The sequence below is a fragment of the Corynebacterium sp. LaCa_282 genome (assembly GCF_057198125.1).
In genome coordinates this window covers 1089338-1106735 of sequence record NZ_CP191095.1, presented here as the reverse complement: position 1 = coordinate 1106735, position 17398 = coordinate 1089338, and the positions used below count along the sequence as shown (strand labels likewise).

Below are 17398 nucleotides of genomic sequence, written 5' to 3'. Positions count from 1 at the left end.
TCTACAGACCAGCGGCAGCGCGCAATTCCTCCACTCGGTCCAACTGCTCCCACGGCAGGTCAACGTCGGTGCGGCCGAAGTGGCCGTAGGCGGCGGTCTGGCCGTAGATAGGACGCAGCAGATCCAATTCGCGGATGATGGCGGCCGGGCGAAGGTCAAAGACCTTATTGACGGCAGCCTGGATCTGCTCATCGGTCAAGTTCTGCTTCGCGGTGCCGAAGGTCTCGACGTAGAGGCCAACCGGCTTGGCGCGACCGATGGCGTAGGCCACCTGCACCTCTGCGCGATCCGCCAGGCCCGCGGCGACGATATTCTTGGCCACCCAGCGCATGGCGTAGGCCGCAGAGCGGTCCACCTTGCTGGGGTCCTTGCCGGAGAAGGCACCGCCGCCGTGGCGGGCCATGCCACCGTAGGTATCCACGATGATCTTGCGGCCGGTAAGGCCTGCATCGCCCATTGGGCCGCCCAAGATGAAGGAACCGGAAGGATTGACCAAGAGGTTGGTGTCCTCGGTGTAGTACTTATCGAGCCCGGCATCCTTAATGACCCAGTCCAGCACCTCGCTGCGCAGGTGGGTTTCTAGCCACTGGCTATCAACCTCAGGATCGTGCTGGGTAGAAATAACGACCGTATCCAGGTGAGACGGCTCATTATTATCGTTATAAGCGAAGGTCACCTGGGTCTTACCATCCGGGCGCAGGTGGTCCACAATGCCCTCTTTGCGCACCTGGGTCAGGCGGCGGGACAGGCGGTGCGCCAAGGCGATGGGCAACGGCATGTACTCCGCGGTTTCATTCGACGCGTAACCAAACATCAGGCCCTGGTCGCCGGCGCCGGCGGTGTCATTTTCCTCGTCATAATCCGCGCCCTGGTCGCGCGCCTCAGTGGAGGTATCCACGCCGGCACCGATTTCTTGCGACTGCTCGCCGATGGCGATATTGACGCCACAGGTATTGCCATCAAAGCCCACATCGGAAGAGGTAAAGCCGATGGACTTCAGGGTCTCGCGCACAAGGGCCGGAATTTCCACGTAGGCGTTGGTGCGGACCTCGCCCACAACGTGTACCTGGCCGGTGGTAACCAGCGTTTCCACGGCGACGCGAGACTCCGGATCCTTTTCTAAAAGTGCATCCAAGATGGCATCCGAGATGGCGTCACAGATTTTATCCGGGTGCCCCTCAGTAACGGACTCGCTTGTAAAAAGACGAGCTTCCACTGCAGCGTTATCAGTCACAAAAACTTCCTTTGATTATTACGTATTCGATACCGAGGCATTCTGCCCCAACCCATTACAAGGCAACCCTAGACCAAGCGGTCTATAAACGCAATATTTAATTTCCCGGTTCAATCATTTCATTCACGGCGTCCAGAATCTGCGCCGCGACGACCTGCTTGGATCCATGCTCTACGCGCTGTGGTTCCTCATTCCGCCTCAGGATCCACCCCTCGCTACTTTCCTGGCCAAAGGTCACGCCGCGGCCGACCTCATTAGCCATCAATACATCGCACCCCTTGCGCGCAAACTTTTCTTTCGCATAATCCAGCGCCGAAGAATCGCCATCCCCCGTCTCGGCCGCGAAACCGACGATGACGCACTTTTGCGGCACCTCGCCCTCCTCGCGCGCTGCCACGAGAGACTTCAAGATATCTGGGTTTTCCACCATCTCTAGCGTCGCGAGCGCATCATCCGCCTTGCCCTTTTTCATTTTGGACTCAGCCACGTTCGCGGGCCGGTAATCCGCGACCGCCGCGGCCATGATGACGATATCGGCATCGCGGGATTCCTCGCGCATCGCGGCCTCCAAGTCTTGGGCGGAAACGATATTCCGGATCGTAGCCCCGCTCGGTACGGGCAGCTCCGCCGTATTGCCTGCCACAACCGTGACATCCGCGCCCTTGTGTGCGGCGACCTCAGCCAGCGCAAACCCCTGCCTGCCGGAGGAACGGTTTCCTAAATAGCGAACCGGATCCAATTCCTCTTGAGTGCCACCGGCAGAGATCACGACCTTCAGCCCCGCCCAGCTGTGATCGATATGAAAACCCGCGAGCTCGGTGCGCGCGATGGCCGCAATCTGTTCTGGATCCGGCAGCCTGCCTGCGCCCGTATCCTTACCCGTAAGGCGCCCGTGCGCCGGTTCCATGACGGTAATTCCGCGCCGGCGCAGGGTCTTTACGTTGTCTTGTGTCGCTGGGTTATTCCACATTTCGGTGTGCATGGCGGGCGCCACGATGATGGGACACGTTGCCACCAGCACGGTCGCGGTCAACAAGTCATCGGCGCGTCCCGCAGCCAAGCGCGCAATGAGGTCAGCCGTGGCAGGGGCGATGACCACGGCATCGGCCTCCTGCCCTACCGCTACGTGTTGAACGTCCTCTACGGCCTCAAAAACACTGGTGGAAACGGGATTTCCGGATAATGCCTCAAAAGTGGCGGCACCTACGAAGTTCAATGCGCTTTCTGTAGGAACGACGCGGACATTATCGCCATGTTCTTTGAAATTGCGCACCAAGTGGCAGGCCTTATACGCGGCGATGCCACCGGCAACGCCAAGCACGATATTGCGAGGAGATTTTGAAACAGTCACATCGCACAATCGTACCGTGCAGGCATGACAAGAGCCCCGCCCGGCCACCACGTTAGTTCCACAGAAGTGAAACCAAGTGGGCTTGGCCGGACGGGGCTGAAATGAGGCACAAGGTGCGCACGCGAAAGTGAGCGCTACTTACTTGCCTTCCTCGTGGTCCAACAGACCTGCGTCGATTTCGCGCAGCGCGATGGACAGTGGCTTCTCGCCGGGCTCTGGGTTAACCAGTGGGCCGACGAACTCAAAGACGCCTTCATCTTGCTCTTGGTAGTAGCTATTGATCTGGCGCGCACGCTTGGCAGCGAAAATTACCAAGGCGTACTTGGAAGAAACCTTGTCCAACAGCTCATCGATTGGCGGGTCCGTAATGCCAATCGGGTCATCAAATACCGGTTCCGACTTCGCGGATTCAGTGTTAGAAGGGGTGGTCACGTTAGTCACATGCACCTTTACATTGGTTGAAGATGGTCAAAAGAAGAGTCTATCCACGCAGGATATCACTAATGGCGGCCACTGCCTCATCTAGGTTTTCATTGACCACAACGTGATCAAACTCATCCTGTGCAGCTAGTTCCTCGTACGCAGTGTGCAACCTACGATCAATGACGTCTTGCGGTTCGGTACCGCGACCGGTCAGGCGCTCTACCAACACCTCCCACGAAGGCGGTGCCAAGAAGACCAAATCCGCTTCCGGCAAGGCCTTGCGAACGCTGCGCGCACCGGCCAAATCGACCTCGACGAGAACCGGGCGACCGGCGTCCAAGGCCTCTTCTACGGGCCGGGCGGGTGTTCCGGAACGCTGCAATCCGCCGTGAATATCTGCCCATTCGAGCATCTCACCGGCATCAATGCGTTCCTGAAAGGCCTCAGGGGTGACGAAGAAATAATCCACGCCATCTTGCTCCCCGGGGCGGGGCTGGCGCGTTGTCATAGACACGCTGAAATACAGCCCCTCGACGTCATGCCGTAGACGCGAGACTACGGTGGATTTCCCCACTGCGGAAGGACCCGCCAACACGACGAGGCGACCGCGAGCAGTTGCGTCAGCCATAGACGTGATTATTCGTCGTCGTAACCGAAGCGCTCAAGCAGAGCACGACGCTGGCGCTCACCCAGACCGCGCAGGCGACGGGTCTGCGCAATCTCCAGATCTTCCATGATTTCCTTGGCCTTGACCTTGCCAACCTTAGGCAGAGCCTCGAGGAGTGCGGAAACCTTGGTCTTGCCGATGATCTCATCGGTCTCAGCCTTTTCCAGCACGTCCTTCAGGTCGGTCTCGCCGCGCTTAAGCGCAGCCTTGAGCTCAGCGCGAGCCTTGCGGGCCTCAGCGGCCTTTGCGAGAGCTTCCTTACGCTGCTCATCAGTCAACTTTGGAAGGGCCACGAGTTTCCTCCGATTCATTAGATTGCTTCTATTACTTCTGATACTTGGTACCAGATTCCGGTTGCCAAACGCGATGGAAATACCGCGGAAAGTTACCCTGAACCTTCGAGCACACCGACTTCTGATTATCCTAGCACCGCTAGTGACACGATGACGATAGGCGACCCAGATGGGTCACTCATTTTAGCACGTCAACGCACATGCCTAGACCAAAATACCAGGTAAACGGCGCGGCCGTTAATTGGCCCCGCCGCGTGTTCTAATCCCGGAATTGGTCCGCGGTATCGATCACCGCTTTGCGCAGGTCATCGACCTGGGGGCCGCGTTGCAAGACGGCACGGGAGACGTTGGCGAACCCAAGCTGCGGGCACGCAGACACAATGGAGTGCACCTGCGCGGGACCTGCCCCTTGGGCGCCGACGCCGGGAAGCAGCACCGGCCCATTAAGCGCGTCCAAGCGGGGTGGGTCCTCGACGGTCGCACCCACCACAACGCCGACGCTTCCAGCAACACCAGCCTCACGCGCAGAGGCATTAAAGGCGGCGCACTCATCGATAACCGCCTGGGCAATCGAGTCCGCAGTCCCCGCGGGCACCGCCTGAATGGCGCGCGCTTCTGGATTAGAGGTTGCCGCCAAGACGAAGACGCCCCGGTTGTTTTCTTGCGCCGTGGCAATGGCCGCGCCCAGCGCCCCTACGCCGAGATACGGCGATAAGGTCACCGAGTCGGCCCGCAGGGGCGAGGTCTCCCCTAGCCAGGCATCGCCATAGCCTTCCATGGTGGAGCCGATATCGCCGCGCTTGGCATCTGCCACCGTCAAGCACCCTGCCTCGCGCAGGCCGGCCAGCGTTTCTTCCAAGACCGCAAAGCCTGCGGCACCGAAGCGTTCGAAGAAGGCCACCTGCGGCTTTACCAAGGCAGCGGTATCTGCAAACGCCTCGACGCAGCGCAGGCTGAAGGTGCGCAGGCCCTCCGCGGTATTATCCAGCCCCCAGTGCTCTAAGAGGTACGGGTGCGGGTCGATGCCTACGCAAAGCCGCCCGCGCTCGCGGCCGGCGTCTTCCAAGCGCTGGCCAAAGGATTTAGTTGCGTGGGCCATGCTCAAGCTCCTGAAGTGCGCGGACCTGCAAATCACCCTGGCGCAGCGCCTCGATGCCCTGCACCGCCGCCGTAATGCCCTGGACCACCGTGACGAGCGGTAGGCCCATGTGCACCGCTGCGGCGCGGATATCGTAGCCATCGTGGCGCGCACCGGCAGAGCCGGCCGGCGTATTGAGAATCCAGTCAATCTCGCCGTTGAAAATCTTGTCCACGATGGACTCTTCGCCCTCCTTGGCCTCAGAGACCTTGACGGCAACCTCGCACTCGATGCCGTTGCGGCGCAGCATCTGCGCGGTACCAGCGGTGGCGACGATGTTGTATCCCATGCGCGCCAAGCGCTGGATGGGGAAAATCAGGGTGCGCTTATCCCGGTTGGCCACGGAGACAAAGATGGTTCCTTCCGTGGGCGGCACGGCGAAGGCGGCGATTTCGCCCTTGGCGTAGGCTGCACCGAAGTTGGTGGCCAGGCCCATCACCTCACCGGTGGACTTCATCTCCGGCGACAACAGGGTATCGAGAAGGCTGCCGTCTGGCCGGCGGAAGCGCTCGAATGGCAAGACCGCTTCCTTGACCGCAATCGGGTGATCGAGCGGCAAGGAACCACCATCGTAGACCGATGGGATTAGGCCTTCTTCCCGCAGTTCCGCGATGGTGGATCCCATCATGATGCGGGCGGCGGCCTTGGCTAGCGGGACGCCGGTCGCCTTGGACACGAACGGCACGGTGCGCGAGGCGCGCGGGTTGGCCTCGATGACATAAAGGATGTCATCCTTCAAGGCGAACTGGACGTTCATCAGCCCCTTCACACCGATGCCCTCGGCCAAGCGGCGCGTGGATTCGCGCACCTTGTCGATGTCCTCTGGCCCCAGCGTCATCGGCGGCAGGGCGCACGAGGAGTCGCCGGAGTGAACGCCGGCTTCCTCGATGTGCTCCATCACGCCGCCCAAGTAGACCTCGTTGCCGTCGCACAGGGCGTCGACATCGATCTCGATGGCCGAGTCCAAGAAGCGGTCCACCAAGACCGGGTGGTCTGGGGAGAGCTCGGTGGCGCGCTCGATATAGTTCTCCAGCGACTGCTCATCGTAGACGATTTCCATGCCGCTGCCGCCCAATACGTAGGAAGGGCGAACCAGAACCGGGTAGCCGATGGAGGCCGCGACCTTCCGAGCCTCCTCGAAGGAGGTTGCGGTGCCATACGATGGCGCTGCCAGCTCTGCCTCATCGAGGACCTTGCCGAATTCGCCGCGGTCCTCGGCGGAGTCAATGGCCGCAGGGCTGGTGCCCACCACCGGTACGCCGGCGGCGTCGAGGCGCTCTGCCAGGCCCAGCGGGGTTTGGCCGCCCAGCTGCACCAGCACGCCGGCAACCTCGCCGGAGGCTGCCTCTGCGTGGTAGACCTCCATGACGTCTTCGAAGGTCAGCGGCTCGAAGTACAGGCGGTCAGCGGTGTCATAGTCGGTCGATACCGTCTCTGGGTTGCAGTTGACCATCACGGTCTCATATCCCTTGCGGGAAAGCTCAAGGGCGGCGTGCACGCAGGAGTAGTCGAATTCGATGCCCTGGCCAATGCGGTTCGGGCCAGAGCCCAAGATGATGACCTTGCCCTTCGAGCCTTCCGGTGCTGGGTGCACCTCGGTTTCGGCATCGGGGTCCAACTCATAAGAGCTGTAGTGGTACGGCGTTTGCGCCTCGAACTCGCCGGCGCACGTATCGACGGTCTTGAAGACGGGGCGAATGCCCATGCGCCAGCGCAGGCTGCGCACGCCGTCTTCGCCGTTGAACTCGGGGCGCAGGGCGGCAATTTGGGCATCGGAAAGCCCAAAGACTTTGGCCTCGCGCAGGAGCTGCTCGGTGAGCACGGGGGCATCGACAAGCTCCTGGCGGAATTCCACCAGGCCCTCGAGCTCCGCGATGAACCATGGGTCCACGCCGGAGGCTTCGTGGACCTCATCCACCGTAGCGCCGAGGCGCAGGGCCAGCTCGATATCGTACATGCGGCCCTCGGTGGGGCGCTCGAGATCCTTGAGCACCGCCTGCACGTCGGTGGCGCGCTCGCCCGCAAAATACTCATCCGGCTTGGTCCAGAACCCGTTGGGCTTGTTTTCCAGCGAACGCATGACCTTATTCAGGCCAGAGATGTAGTTGCGGCCGATGCCCATGGCCTCACCCACAGATTTCATCGTGGTGGTCAAGGTGTCATCGGCGCCGGGGAATTTCTCGAAGGCAAAGCGGGGCGCCTTGACGATGACATAGTCCAAGGTCGGCTCGAACGCCGCCTGGGTTTCGCCGGTGATGTCATTTTGCACCTCATCCAAGGTGTAGCCGATGGCCAATTTCGCGGCCAGCTTGGCAATGGGGAAACCCGTGGCCTTGGAGGCCAGCGCCGAGGAGCGGGATACGCGCGGGTTCATCTCGATGACGATGATGCGGCCATCATCCGGGTTCAAGGCGAACTGGATATTGCAGCCGCCGGTATCGACGCCCACCTCGCGGATGATGTCGATGCCCAGATCGCGCATCTTCTGGAACTCGCGGTCCGTCAGCGTCAGCGCCGGTGCCACCGTCACGGAGTCACCGGTGTGCACGCCCAGGGCATCGACGTTTTCGATGGAGGCGACGACGACCACGTTGTCATCGCCATCGCGCATGAGCTCGAGCTCGAATTCTTTCCAGCCGAGGATGGATTCCTCGATGAGCACATTAGCCTCAGGCGAGGCCGCAAGCCCGCCGCCGGCGATGCGATCTAGGTCCTCGTTATTAAAGGCCAGGCCGGAACCCAGGCCACCCATGGTAAAGGACGGGCGCACCACGACGGGCAGGCCGAGCTTGTCGACGGTCTCGTGGACCTCATCCATGTTGTGGCACACCGCCGAGCGGGCGGATTCCCCGCCTACCGAGGCCACGATGTCTTTAAACTTCTGGCGGTCCTCGCCGCGCTCGATGGCATCGATATCGGCACCGATGAGCTCGATATCGTACTTATCCAAAATGCCCTGGCGGTCCAGCTGCACCGCGGCGTTCAGCGCGGTCTGTCCACCCAAGGTAGCCAGCACGGCGTCGATGGGGTGGCCTTCCTCGCTCTCCTTGACCAGGATCTTTTCAATGTATTCCGGCTCGATGGGCTCGACGTAGGTGTGGTCGGCGAACTCTGGGTCGGTCATGATCGTGGCCGGGTTCGAGTTCACCAGGGTCACGCGCAGGCCCTCATCCTTGAGGACGCGGCAGGCCTGGGTTCCGGAGTAGTCGAACTCGCAGGCCTGGCCGATGACGATGGGCCCGGAGCCGATGACCAGGACGTGATTAATGTCAGTGCGCTTTGGCATAATATTTCTTCCTTTTCCTGGGTGACTACTTATTCGGGGTGTGGTTGGCCATGAGCTCTAAGAATTGATCAAAGAGCGGGTTGGCATCGTGCGGGCCGGCGGCGGATTCCGGGTGGTACTGCACCGAAAAGGCCATGCCATTGCGCAGGGCGACGCCCTCGACCGTGTCATCGTTCAAGCAGATATGCGTGATGTGGGCCGGGCCGAAGTCCGAGGCGAATTCGGCGTCCTCATTGGCCAGGTCGTAGTTATCTGGCGCCTGCAGCGCGAAGCCGTGGTTTTGGGAGGTGATATCGATCTTGCCGGTCAGCAGGTTGCGCACCGGGACGTTGATGCCGCGGTGTCCGAACTTCATCTTGTAGGTATCTAGGCCCAGCGCGCGCCCGAGCAGCTGGTTGCCAAAGCAGATGCCAAAGAACGGGATGTCCGCCGCGAGCACCTTTTTGATGGTGGCAACTGTGTCATCGGCAGTAGCCGGGTCGCCCGGGCCGTTGGAGACGAAGACGCCGTCCGGGTTATAGGACTGGACTTCTGCAAAGGTGGTGGTAGACGGCACCACGATGGTCTCGATGCCGCGCTGGGAAAGGTAGCGCGGCGTTGCGGATTTCACGCCCATGTCAAAGGCGACGATGGTGTGCTTCTTTTCTCCTTGGGCCTCAACAACATAGGGCTTATCGGTGGATACCTCGGCGGCAAGATCCGCGCCCTCCATGGAGGATTGGCTCTTTACCTCCTCGAGGAGTTCCTCGACGGGCCGGGTGGCGGCCTCTCCGGAGAAGAGGCCCGCAGAGATGGAACCGTAGTTGCGCAGGTGGCGCACCAAGGTGCGGGTATCGATCCCGCGGATGCCGATGACGCCTTGGGCCTGCATTTCTTCGCTCAAGCTGCGTTCTGCACGCCAGCTGGATACGCGGCGGGACAGATCGCGGATAACCAGGCCTGCGACCCAAATATTATTGCCGTGGGACTCGTTGTCCTCATCGTTCCAGCCGGTATTGCCAATGTGCGGGGCGGCGGAGACGACGATCTGGCGGTGGTAGGACGGATCCGTCATCGTTTCCTGGTAACCGGTCATCGCGGTGGTAAATACGGCCTCACCGAGGGTGGTGCCGGTAGCGCCGAAGCCGTAGCCACGGAAGGTACGCCCATCTGCAAGGACGAGGATTGCTGGGGTTTTATCAGTCACGTCGTGGCCTTTCTGTGCCTTGATTGGGTGCTGTGTGCAAGGTTAGTCATGGGTAGCGGCGTTCAGATCGAACGTTACCGAGCCGCGCAAGATGGTGTGGGTAACTCGCGCGCCGAATTCCTCGCCCGCATAGGGGTTGTTTTGGGACTTGGATGCGAGCTGCGCGGAATCGGATACCCAGTGGTGTTGTGGGTCAACGATGGTCAGGTTGGCAGGCTCCCCCACTTCCAAGGGGCGACCGTGGCCTGGCAGGCGCGTGATTTCGGCGGGGCGCTCGGACATGACGCGGGCGATAAAGCGCCAGTCCGCCAGGCCAGTTTCCACAAAGAGCTTGGTGATGACCGCCAGCGAGGACTCCAGCCCCAGCATGCCGGGGCGCGCGTTTTCGAATTCCACGCACTTGTCTTCGGAGCCATGCGGCGCGTGGTCGGTGGCGACGCAGTCAATGGTGCCATCAAGAAGCGCCTGGCGCAGCGCCTCCGTATCGCGCTGTTCGCGCAGCGGCGGGTTCACGCGGAAGAGGCCGTCATAGGTGCGCAGTTTGTCATCGGTCATCAGCAGGTGGTGCGGGGTGACCTCTGCGGTAAGCGGAATATCGTGTTCCTTCGCCCACTGCAGCAGTTCCACCGTGCCCTGCGTGGAGGCGTGGCAGATGTGAACGCGGTTGCCGTAATCGCGGGCCAGCAAGGCGTCGCGGGCAACGATGGATTCCTCCGCCACGCGCGGCCAGCCGCGCAGGCCCAACCGTGCGGCGTTTTCGCCCTCGTGGGCAGACGATCCACCGGTCATGCGGTCATCCTCGGCGTGCTGGGCCAGTAGCACGTCCATGCCCTTGGCGTATTCCAGCGCGCGGCGCATCAGCTGTGGGTTCTGCACGCACTTGCCATCATCAGAGAACATGCGCACCTTGGCATCGCTGCGCGCCATCATGCCGAACTCCGTTAAGGATTTGCCTTCTAGGCCCTTGGTGATGGAGCCGACCGGGTGGACATCGCACAGCCCCAGCGCCTGGGACTTTGCCCATACGGATTCGGCGATGATGGGCTGATCCGTCACAGGCGTGGTATTGGCCATGGTAAACACCGCGGTAAACCCGCCCTTGGCCGCGGCCTTGGAACCGGACTCGATGGTCTCGGTATCCTCGCGGCCTGGCTCGCGGAGGTGCACGTGCATGTCAACCAGGCCAGGCAACAGCACGTTGCCGTCGCCCTCGATGGTCTCGGCACCCTCTGCCTGCACCTCGGGCCCGATGGAGTCAATAACCCCACCGCGAATGAGAACGTTGGTGGGTTCGCCTTCCCCGTACAGGCGAATATTTTTAATCAGTAGTGGGTTTTCGGCCGGGGCGGACAGCCGGCCGGTAGCTGGGTACGTAGTCATTTTCTCTCCCTTTTACGTGGCTTATGCTCTGCCCGAATTAAATCCCGGCGTTATCGCCATTGGTCAGCAGCGTAAAAAGCACTGCCATGCGCATGTGGACACCGTTATTGACCTGCTGCAATACCGTGGTTTTATCCATATCGGCCACGGCGTAGTTGATCTCCATGCCGCGCAGCATGGGACCTGGGTGCATGACGATGGCATCCTTGTGCAGCGCCGCGGCTCGCTGCTGCGATAGCCCGAATAGCTGCGCATACTCGCGGTGAGACGGGAAGAAGCCGCCGTCCATGCGCTCTTGCTGCACGCGCAGCATCATCACGACATCGGCATCTGCAAGCTCTGCATCAAAGTCATAAGACACGCGCACCGGCCACTTGTCCACGCCCCACGGCATCAAGGTCGCAGGGCCCACGAGGGTGACCTCCGCGCCCAAGGTGTGCAGGAGATCCACGTTGGAGCGCACGACGCGCGAGTGCAGGCAATCGCCGACGATTTTCACCTTCAGGCCTTCGAAGCCATTATCGCCGCGCAGGCCGAGGCGTTGGCGCATCGTGACGGCATCGAGCAGCGCCTGCGTCGGGTGCTGGTGCGCACCGTCACCGGCGTTGATAACGGCGGGACCATGCCCATCCGGGTCCACCCACTGGGCCAGCTGTTGCGGCGCACCGGAGGACGGGTGGCGCATGATGATGGCATCGGCACCGATGGCCGCCAGGGTCAGGCCCGTATCTTTGAGGGACTCGCCCTTTTTCACGGACGAGGTCGACGCCGAGAGGTTGATAACGTCAGCGGACATCCACTTGCCGGCGGTTTCAAAGGACGAGCGCGTGCGCGTGGAGTTTTCATAAAAGAGCGTATAAATCGTGCGCCCGCGCAGCGTCGGCAGTTTTTTGACCTCGCGGCCATCGAGCGCCTCGCGGAAGCGATCGGCCTCATCCAGCAGGCCGATGATTTCTGCGCGGGATAGTTCCGCGCTATCAATGAGGTGTTTCATGAGTGCGTTCCCCTTATCTGCGCGGGATCGCCCGCGGACGTAGAGCGGGTGAGAACAACGGCATCGCGGCCATCAATGTCTTGGATATATACGGAGACATCTTCTTCCCGCGCCGTGGGCAGGTTCTTGCCCACATAATCGGCGCGGATGGGGACTTCGCGGTGCCCGCGGTCGACCAATACGGCCAACTGGATAATCGAAGGCCGGCCAACATCACCCACCGCATCGAGGGCGGCGCGAATGGTGCGGCCGGAATAAAGGACATCATCGACCAAGATGACCGTGGCATTATCGATGCCGCCATCTGGGATGGAGGTCGGTTGCAGGGCGCGGTGCGGGAAATTGCGCAAATCGTCCCTGTACAACGTGATGTCGAGCGAGCCCCATGGAACGGGGACCCCGGAAAACTCGTGTATTTTCTGCGCGAGGCGCTGCGCTAGGGGCACTCCGCCTGAGGGGATGCCCAGCAAAATGACCCGCGGGGCCTCCGCGGAATCGAGCGCCGTCTTTTCAATAATCTGGTGCGCGATGCGTGCAACGGTACGCGAGACATCATCGGCGCTTAAAAGCTCCAATTCGTTCGCGTTCACGTCAGTTCCACTCATCGTGACCTCCTTCCCCGCCTCACGGTGCGGTCATTAAAGGATGCCTGTCAATGAACTTGTAGACGTCTATGCTGATAGACACGTATTACCTTAGCACCTTACCCACCCGTGGGTGAGGCTTAGCCGAAAGAGGTGCATCACGCAGTGAGTTTCTCCGCGCAACACGTAGTCCCAGCTTCCCGCGAACGCGTCTGGCAGTGGCATTCCCGGCCAGGGTCGCTCGCACGCCTAAACCCACCTTTCGCATTCATGAAGCCCGTGCAACAGGCCACCGATCTGGGCGATGGCACCTCCCTGCTTTCCCTGCCGGGCGGTTTGCAGTGGACGGCCCAGCACGATCTATCGCGCTACCAGGCCGGCTATAGCTTCAGCGATGTCTGCATCAACGCGCCGATCCGCAAATTTGCCAAGTGGCGTCATACGCATCGCTTTGCCGATCACCCAGACGGGACGCTGATTACGGACGAGGTAGATACCCGCATTCCCGCTGCGGCCCTCACCTCGGTATTCGCCTACCGGCAGCACCAGCTCATCCAGGATATTGCCTTTGAAAACCGCCTGCGCGAAGCCCAGCTCGGCCAAAAGCCGTTAACCATCGCGATGACCGGCTCACGCGGCAGCGTGGGCAGCGCCCTGACCGCACAGCTACAGACCCTGGGCCACACCGTGATCCAGCTCGTGCGCGGCACCGCGCAATCCGGCCAGCGCGAGTGGCGCCCGCACCACCCGCGGCCCGATCTCCTCGAGGGCGTCGACGTGCTCGTACACCTAGCCGGCGAGCCCATCTTTGGGCGCTTTAATGACAGCCACAAATCCGATATCCGCGACTCCCGCGTGGGCCCCACCGAAAACCTCGCCCGCCTAGTGGCCGCCACCGATTCCGTGCAGGCCATGGTGTGTGCCTCTGCCATCGGCTTCTACGGGTCTGAGCGCGGCGATGAGCTGCTAACCGAGGACGCCGAGCGCGGCGAGGGCTTTCTTGCCGATGTCGCAGCGGACTGGGAGAAAGCCTGCGACCCCGCCCGCGAGGCCGGGAAGCGCGTGGTCAATATCCGCACCGGCATCGTGATGTCCGGCAATTCCGGCCTGCTACCGCTGTTGCGCGCGCTGTTTTCCACAGGGCTTGGCGGCGCCTTTGGTGACGGCAACTTTTGGTACAGCTGGGTCGCCTTAGACGATCTCACCGACTCCTATATACGCGCCATCGTGGATGAGAACCTTAAGGGTCCGGTCAATGGGGTATCACCAAACCCGGTGCTCAATAAGGACTTCGTATCCGCCTTGGGATCCGAATTGCACCGACCCACCATCCTGCCGATCCCCCAATTCGGACCCGCTTTGCTCCTGGGCAAGCAAGGCGCGCAAGAACTCGCCTTGGCCGACCAGCGGGTGACACCACAAGTGCTGGAAGACATAGGCCATACCTTCCGCTACCCCACCATCGACGCCGCCTTGGCGCACGAACTCGGCGGCGAAAGCCTGTGGGAGTCGCCGTAGGAGCGCTATGAGTTAGGTAAACTAGGCAGGGTTGACCATTATCCCCGATTAGTACATGGATTGAGACTACTTACGTGTCTGAAGAACCAACCCTGTATCCCGATACGCCCATTGAGGATGTCACCCTAGAGCGCATCGGTGAAATTTTTGACTCCGAAAAGCTCGAGTACCGCGTAGAAGAACAGACCGTCGGCGAAGGCGAGACGGTAAAGATCCTGCGCACCGGCTTTTCCAATATCGCCATTGCCCTGCAAGTGCGTGACGATGTCCTCGTGGCAGACTCCGTCTGGCGCGGCAACGCCCCAGCCTCGGAAGGCCCGCAACTGCTCATGGTCCTCAATAAGTGGAACCAGCAGCACTTCGCGCCCACCCTGCGCTTTTTTGAATCGGCCGAAAATAATCTGGCTGTCTCCGGCGTGCGCGAAATCAACATTTCCCATGGCCTGTCCCGCAACCAGATCGGTGCCTTCGTGATGTCCACCTTGGACTCCATGCTGCAGTCCATGGCTTTTGTTGAAGAGCACTACCCACAGCTTGTCACCTGGGAGGAGCATAACCATGACTAATGCATCCACCGCATCTACCGAAAACAATTTGCCCGAGGTCGATCTAGACCGCGTCGTAGCTGCCATGGGCACCTTCGACATTGAGCTGACCAAGGTGGAAGGCGAAATTGACGCCGCCACCGCCAACCTCAATGGCCTGCCCACCATGTTTGCGGTCCTGGATTCCGTTGTCATCGTGCGCTGCGATGTGCCAACCGATGCCTCCTTCTCCAAGGCCGATGCCGGACTCTTCCTCGCCGCCAACCAGATCAACTCTGTAGCATTCGGCGCGCGAGCAGTTATTTCTGAGCACGACGATATGCTCGTCGTCCGCACCGAGCGCGATATTCCCGCCGCCGCCGGAATGACCGATGAGCAACTCACCACCGCTTTGAAGAAGGCCGTCGATGCCGTCATCAACGGCCAGGACGCCATGGTTTCTGCCGCCGAAGAAATGGCCAAGCTCGGTTCTGAAACCGCGGCGAAGGCTGGCAATAACGGCGAGGACAACTCCACGCCGTCCGGAAACGCCTAGCCTGCCTTTTCTCTAAGCGCCTCCCCGCACTTGTTTCGCCCGCCTCGCGCACTCGCGTGCTATGGCGCGGCGACGGTGCGGGTTTTTGGGCGGCTAGTGCCTAGTCCGCATCTAGAATGCGCTGCTTTTCTGCCTCCGGATCGAATTCGGGCGCGGGCCACGACAGGTTCAGGTGCCGCAGTGCATCGACGATGAGATATTTCAAGGCCATGCGCGCGTACTTCTTATTATCCGTGGGGATAACAAACCACGGTGCCCAGAGCTCATCCGTCCGGCGGATGGCATCTTCATAGGCGGCCATGTATTTATCCCAATAGCCGCGCTCTTCAAGATCTGAAGGGTCGTACTTCCAGTACTTGTCCTCGCGCTCGGTCCGCTCGATGAGGTTTTTCTTTTGGAACTCCGGCGAGATGTGCAAAAAGACCTTCAAGATCTTTACCCGCTTTCCGGCGAGCTCTTGCTCATACTCACGAATCGCCTCGAAGCGGCGATCGATCTCTTCCTCATCTACCCACTCGTGCACGCGTTGGATCAAGACGTCTTCATAGTGGGAACGATCAAAGGCCACTACTTGGCCAGGAACCGGATCGTGTTTGCGGATGCGCCACAGGAAATCGTGTTCCATTTCCTCTTCCGTGGGCTTACCAAAACCCACGGTCTTGGTGCCCTGCGGATCAAAGACGGAAAAGACGTGACGAATCGCCCCGCCTTTGCCGGAGGTATCCATGCCTTGCAGGACCACTAAGAGCGAAGGTGCGTCATCGCTATGCGCCCTGCCATTGGCAAAAAGGCGCTCCTGCAAATCATAGAGCTCATTGTCATAGCGTTTGAAGCGGTCTTCTAAGTCAGACTTTGAGCCATCGAAACCTGGAGTCGCCGTGGGATCGACATCGGCAAGCTTGAAGGTTTTTCCGGCGCGGAGATCGAGCGCATCTTTGATCTTAAATTTACCCATGACAAACAGTGTACAAACGCCACGGTATGGGCCGTGCGAACCGGTTGTCTCCCGCGGCACAGCGCAGCGGGAGACGGGGAACGGGCTAAGAGTTTTCCTCTTCCGCGTCTGCTTCCGCTTCCGCAGCCGGGGCTGACTCCCCTTTGTCCTCGGACTCCCCTGGCGCCTCTGCGGGCATCGAGACTGCAGAGTCCTCTTGGGAGTCTTCGGATTCCGCGGCGTCGCTTTCTTCCTCATCGCCGTCGTTATTCATCGGGCTTAGCTCAGAACGAGATTGCGCGACGTCATCCAAGACCGCGTGGATATACGGTGCGGCTTGATCGTGGGAATACTGCGAGGCCAGCTCCACGCCTTCGACGACGGCCGTCGCGGTGGGAACGTCCGGATTAAACAACAGCTCCCAGACCGAAAGGCGCAAGATTGCGCGATCGACGGCGGGGATCCGGTGCAGCTCCCAGTTCTGGGAAAGGTACCGCGAGATCGTGTCATCGATAGCGTCTAGCTCTTCTGCGACACCTTGGACGATGACCTTGGTGTAATCCGCGATCGGCGCTACCGCGTGGCGATCCTCGCGCGCCAAGGCAACGCGGTCCTCAACGATGGCAACGGGATCAACGTCCCGGTTCTCCGCTTCATAGAGGATATCCGCTGCGCGCCGGCGCGCCCGGTAGCGCGCGGTATGCCGTTTATGATTGATATCCCGCTTAGCAGTGTTATCAGACAAAATAAGGCCCTAGTTGTTGACGCGGGACAGGTACTCGCCGGTGCGGGTATCGATCTTTAGTACATTGCCGATTTCAATGAACAGCGGCACCTGGATCTCGGCGCCGGTCTCCAGCGTGGCGGGCTTGGTGCCGCCGGAGGAACGGTCACCCTGCAGGCCTGGCTCGGTGTGCTCTACCTTGAGGTCGACGGAGATAGGAAGTTCCGCGAACAATGCCTCATCCTCGTAGAAGGAGACCTGCACGCGCATGTTTTCCAGCAGGAAACGTGCGGCATCGCCAAACTTATCTGGCGAAAGCTCAAACTGCTCGAAGGTCTTTTCATCCATGACGACGTAGCTGGTGCCGTCGTTGTACAGGTAGGTCATATCGCGACGGTCCACCGTAGCGGTTTCTACCTTGACGCCCGAGTTCCAGGTCTTGTCCACGGTCTTTCCGGAGACAACGTCCTTGAGCTTGGTGCGCACGAATGCTGGGCCCTTGCCCGGCTTCACATGCTGAAACTCGGTAATCTGCATCAGCTTGTTGTCAATCTTGAGAACGAGTCCGTTCTTGAAATCAGTAGTATCAGCCATTGCGGTTAAACT

17 protein-coding genes are annotated in these 17398 nt (G+C 60.6%); 3 read left to right on the top strand and 14 right to left on the bottom strand.

Annotation, left to right across the window (positions count from 1 at the left end; all coding sequences use genetic code 11):
• Position 1 precedes the first annotated feature (1 nt).
• The 11 genes from metK to pyrR form a co-directional block, all read right to left on the bottom strand.
• Positions 2 to 1234 (bottom strand): methionine adenosyltransferase, encoded by a 1233-nt coding sequence (gene metK, locus ACP8KU_RS05175; protein WP_484484103.1) that lies wholly within the window; start codon positions 1232 to 1234, stop codon positions 2 to 4.
• Positions 1235 to 1331: 97 nt separating this feature from the next.
• On the bottom strand, positions 1332 to 2585 hold the full coding sequence (gene coaBC, locus ACP8KU_RS05170; RefSeq protein WP_035108465.1) for a bifunctional phosphopantothenoylcysteine decarboxylase/phosphopantothenate--cysteine ligase CoaBC: 1254 nt from the start codon (positions 2583 to 2585) through the stop codon (positions 1332 to 1334).
• A gap of 138 nt (positions 2586 to 2723) precedes the next feature.
• Positions 2724 to 3026: a DNA-directed RNA polymerase subunit omega gene (rpoZ, locus tag ACP8KU_RS05165; RefSeq protein ID WP_005279075.1), complete on the bottom strand. Its 303-nt coding sequence runs from the start codon at positions 3024 to 3026 to the stop codon at positions 2724 to 2726.
• Between the two features lie 40 nt (positions 3027 to 3066).
• Positions 3067 to 3636, bottom strand: coding sequence for a guanylate kinase (gmk, locus tag ACP8KU_RS05160; protein ID WP_005283138.1), 570 nt, complete (start codon positions 3634 to 3636; stop codon positions 3067 to 3069).
• 8 nt (positions 3637 to 3644) lie between these two features.
• Positions 3645 to 3968: an integration host factor, actinobacterial type gene (gene mihF, locus ACP8KU_RS05155; protein WP_023017443.1), complete on the bottom strand. Its 324-nt coding sequence runs from the start codon at positions 3966 to 3968 to the stop codon at positions 3645 to 3647.
• A gap of 259 nt (positions 3969 to 4227) precedes the next feature.
• A complete protein-coding gene (gene pyrF, locus ACP8KU_RS05150) occupies positions 4228 to 5067 on the bottom strand; it encodes an orotidine-5'-phosphate decarboxylase (RefSeq protein WP_484484102.1) in 840 nt (279 codons plus the stop codon).
• On the bottom strand, positions 5051 to 8392 hold the full coding sequence (carB, locus tag ACP8KU_RS05145; RefSeq protein WP_284609434.1) for a carbamoyl-phosphate synthase large subunit: 3342 nt from the start codon (positions 8390 to 8392) through the stop codon (positions 5051 to 5053). Before carB ends, pyrF begins: the two co-directional genes overlap by 17 nt.
• Positions 8393 to 8417: 25 nt before the next feature.
• A complete protein-coding gene (carA, locus tag ACP8KU_RS05140) occupies positions 8418 to 9578 on the bottom strand; it encodes a glutamine-hydrolyzing carbamoyl-phosphate synthase small subunit (protein WP_284610196.1) in 1161 nt (386 codons plus the stop codon).
• A 42-nt stretch (positions 9579 to 9620) separates the two neighbouring features.
• A complete protein-coding gene (locus tag ACP8KU_RS05135; protein WP_284610195.1) occupies positions 9621 to 10958 on the bottom strand; it encodes a dihydroorotase in 1338 nt (445 codons plus the stop codon).
• A 37-nt stretch (positions 10959 to 10995) separates the two neighbouring features.
• On the bottom strand, positions 10996 to 11952 hold the full coding sequence (locus ACP8KU_RS05130) for an aspartate carbamoyltransferase catalytic subunit (RefSeq protein ID WP_237800886.1): 957 nt from the start codon (positions 11950 to 11952) through the stop codon (positions 10996 to 10998).
• Positions 11949 to 12557: a bifunctional pyr operon transcriptional regulator/uracil phosphoribosyltransferase PyrR gene (gene pyrR / locus ACP8KU_RS05125; RefSeq protein WP_239268224.1), complete on the bottom strand. Its 609-nt coding sequence runs from the start codon at positions 12555 to 12557 to the stop codon at positions 11949 to 11951. The genes ACP8KU_RS05130 and pyrR overlap by 4 nt, the downstream gene beginning before the upstream one ends.
• A gap of 144 nt (positions 12558 to 12701) precedes the next feature.
• On the opposite strand from pyrR, the gene ACP8KU_RS05120 reads away from it, so the two are divergent.
• The 3 genes from ACP8KU_RS05120 (at position 12702) to ACP8KU_RS05110 (ending at position 15134) form a co-directional block, all read left to right on the top strand.
• Entirely contained in the window at positions 12702 to 14054 is a 1353-nt protein-coding gene (locus tag ACP8KU_RS05120) for a TIGR01777 family oxidoreductase (RefSeq protein WP_484484101.1), read from the top strand.
• A 74-nt stretch (positions 14055 to 14128) separates the two neighbouring features.
• On the top strand, positions 14129 to 14620 hold the full coding sequence (locus ACP8KU_RS05115; protein ID WP_005279056.1) for a YbjN domain-containing protein: 492 nt from the start codon (positions 14129 to 14131) through the stop codon (positions 14618 to 14620).
• Entirely contained in the window at positions 14613 to 15134 is a 522-nt protein-coding gene (locus ACP8KU_RS05110; RefSeq protein ID WP_005283188.1) for a YbjN domain-containing protein, read from the top strand. Before ACP8KU_RS05115 ends, ACP8KU_RS05110 begins: the two co-directional genes overlap by 8 nt.
• Positions 15135 to 15234: 100 nt before the next feature.
• On the opposite strand, the gene ACP8KU_RS05105 is transcribed toward ACP8KU_RS05110, so the two are convergent.
• From ACP8KU_RS05105 to efp, 3 genes are all read right to left on the bottom strand, one after another.
• The gene (locus tag ACP8KU_RS05105) at positions 15235 to 16089 is read right to left on the bottom strand and encodes a PPK2 family polyphosphate kinase (RefSeq protein ID WP_284631526.1); all 855 of its coding nucleotides are present in this window, start codon (positions 16087 to 16089) and stop codon (positions 15235 to 15237) included.
• An 85-nt stretch (positions 16090 to 16174) separates the two neighbouring features.
• On the bottom strand, positions 16175 to 16813 hold the full coding sequence (gene nusB / locus ACP8KU_RS05100) for a transcription antitermination factor NusB (RefSeq protein ID WP_484484100.1): 639 nt from the start codon (positions 16811 to 16813) through the stop codon (positions 16175 to 16177).
• A 9-nt stretch (positions 16814 to 16822) separates the two neighbouring features.
• Positions 16823 to 17386 (bottom strand): elongation factor P, encoded by a 564-nt coding sequence (efp, locus tag ACP8KU_RS05095; RefSeq protein WP_023017433.1) that lies wholly within the window; start codon positions 17384 to 17386, stop codon positions 16823 to 16825.
• Between the last annotated feature and the right edge of the window lie 12 nt (positions 17387 to 17398).